The following is a 1,774-nucleotide window of genomic DNA, read 5'->3' on the forward strand; positions in this document are numbered from 1 at the left end:
CGCGGGGGGGAACGCCGCCGAGGCGCCCTGTGCCTCGCGTGCCGCGGCCGCCTCCCGCGCCGCCATCGCCTCGGCGGGAGTGCCGGTCGGAGCGACGGGCCCCGAGTACGGGGTGCCGGGAGCCGTCGACGGGCGGGGGTGGGACTGGCCTGCGGGAGCGTTCGCCTCTGTGGACCCAGGGGCGACGGTGGCGGGGGAACCCGGGGCGGGGTCGGTGCCCCGTACGGAGGTCGATGAGGACGTGTTCGGTGCGGGTGTGTTCGCCTCGGGCGAGGTCGCTTCCGGCGCGTTGGCCTCGGGCGAACTCGGTCCGGTGCCGCTGGGCGCCTCGGCCGGGCGCGGGGGAGCGGCGGGGAATGACGTGTCGAAGCCGATGTCGGGTTCTGCGGAGTCGTCGGATCGCGGGTCCGGAGTCGGAGGCATCCCGGGGCTCGGTGGGGTCGGCGTCGAGGGCGCGGTGTCGGGCGAACCCGGGCCGGCGGTGGGCCTGTGGGCCTGTGGCGGGTGCGCGGAGGAGTCCGGCGTCGAGAAGTGCTGTGCGGGGGCTCCTCCGGACGTTGCCTCTCGGTCCGGCCGTTCCGGCGACTGCTGCGCGGACGGCAGCACGCGTCCGGTCGCATCGATCGCGAGTTTGCGCTCCACCGGGCCGTCCTGGACGTGTGCCTCGATATCTGTCTGCTGCGCGCGGGCGAAGTACGCGAGGCGGGACAGGGCGTCGCCGAGGTCGGGGTGATGGGTGGACGTGCCTCCGTACACGAGTTCGACCGACTTGTCGTCGGCGACTTTGAGGAGAGCTGCGGCCATGAGTGAACCCCGAGGTGGACGATACGGATCGGCTCAAGTGTACGAGCCGGGGAGGACGGCACGGGCCCACCAGGGCCTCGTTCCGAGATCGCATCGCGCCGGGTGTGGGTCGCGTCGAGGGAAAGGTGAGGGGACGGTGAGGTGGGTGCGGGAGTGGCGGCGTGCGGGAAAAGCAGCGTGCGGAAGGGCGGGAGTCGCGGAGGGGCGGGGAGCGGAAGGGCAGGAGTCGCGGAGGTGCAGCGGGAGCGGTGGAAGGCCGCTTTCGTCTGTGATGCGCATTACGGCGCCCGGGTTTGTTCCGGGCGCGGGAATCGGTCTAGGATTGTCAGCGCTGCGAAAAACGCCAGCGGGTCCTCCGGGGTAGAGATACCCACGCGGTTCCGGTAACGATTTTCGCTTCCTTGGTGCCCATAGCTCAGTCGGTAGAGCACCGCGTTGTGGTCGCGGGGGTCGCGGGTTCAAGTCCCGTTGGGCACCCCGCATGGGAGAGGTTCAAACCCTCGACAAGAGTCTCCACTCTTCGTCCGGGTTGAACCTCTCCCTTCTTTTTCGCTTCGGCCGCCCAGCTCAGGGCGTTCATCTGCTCCTCGGTGTCGCAGAGTGATCCGAAGGGTCGCTCGTACTCGACCCGCACATCTCCTTCTTTCTCGATGAAGATCCGATGGAAGAACGCCTGGTTACACAACCTCCGGTTTGCGTCGTCGGCGCGTTGGTACACACTGACGATGTTGGCGAGCAGTCCGAGCGAATCATCGAGGTTCGCCCGTGCTGACGCATATTCGTTGTGATGCGCTTCAAGTCGGTGTTGAATGTCCCCGATCTGGTTCGCGATGCGATCTTGCTCTTGCTTCAACAGGTCGATCGGCACCGCCCCCGCGTAGTGGGCTTGCAACAGTTTCATGGCTCTTCGCAGTTGAGGGTGTAGCGAGGTAGTCGGCTCGGCCGGCGTGCCGTTGAGAGGAAAGACGTC

At 68.1% G+C, this 1,774-nt stretch carries 1 tRNA gene and 1 pseudogene; one reads left to right on the top strand and one right to left on the bottom strand.

The features are described from left to right. A pseudogene (locus ABD172_RS11815) lies at window positions 1-804 on the bottom strand (hypothetical protein); the annotation flags it as partial. A gap of 404 nt (window positions 805-1,208) precedes the next feature. Here ABD172_RS11815 and ABD172_RS11820 point away from each other — a divergent pair. Beyond that, window positions 1,209-1,281: transfer RNA gene (locus ABD172_RS11820), tRNA-His, on the top strand. Window positions 1,282-1,774: the final 493 nt, after the last annotated feature.

Source organism: Brevibacterium samyangense, assembly GCF_039529845.1.
Lineage (GTDB): Bacteria > Actinomycetota > Actinomycetes > Actinomycetales > Brevibacteriaceae > Brevibacterium > Brevibacterium samyangense.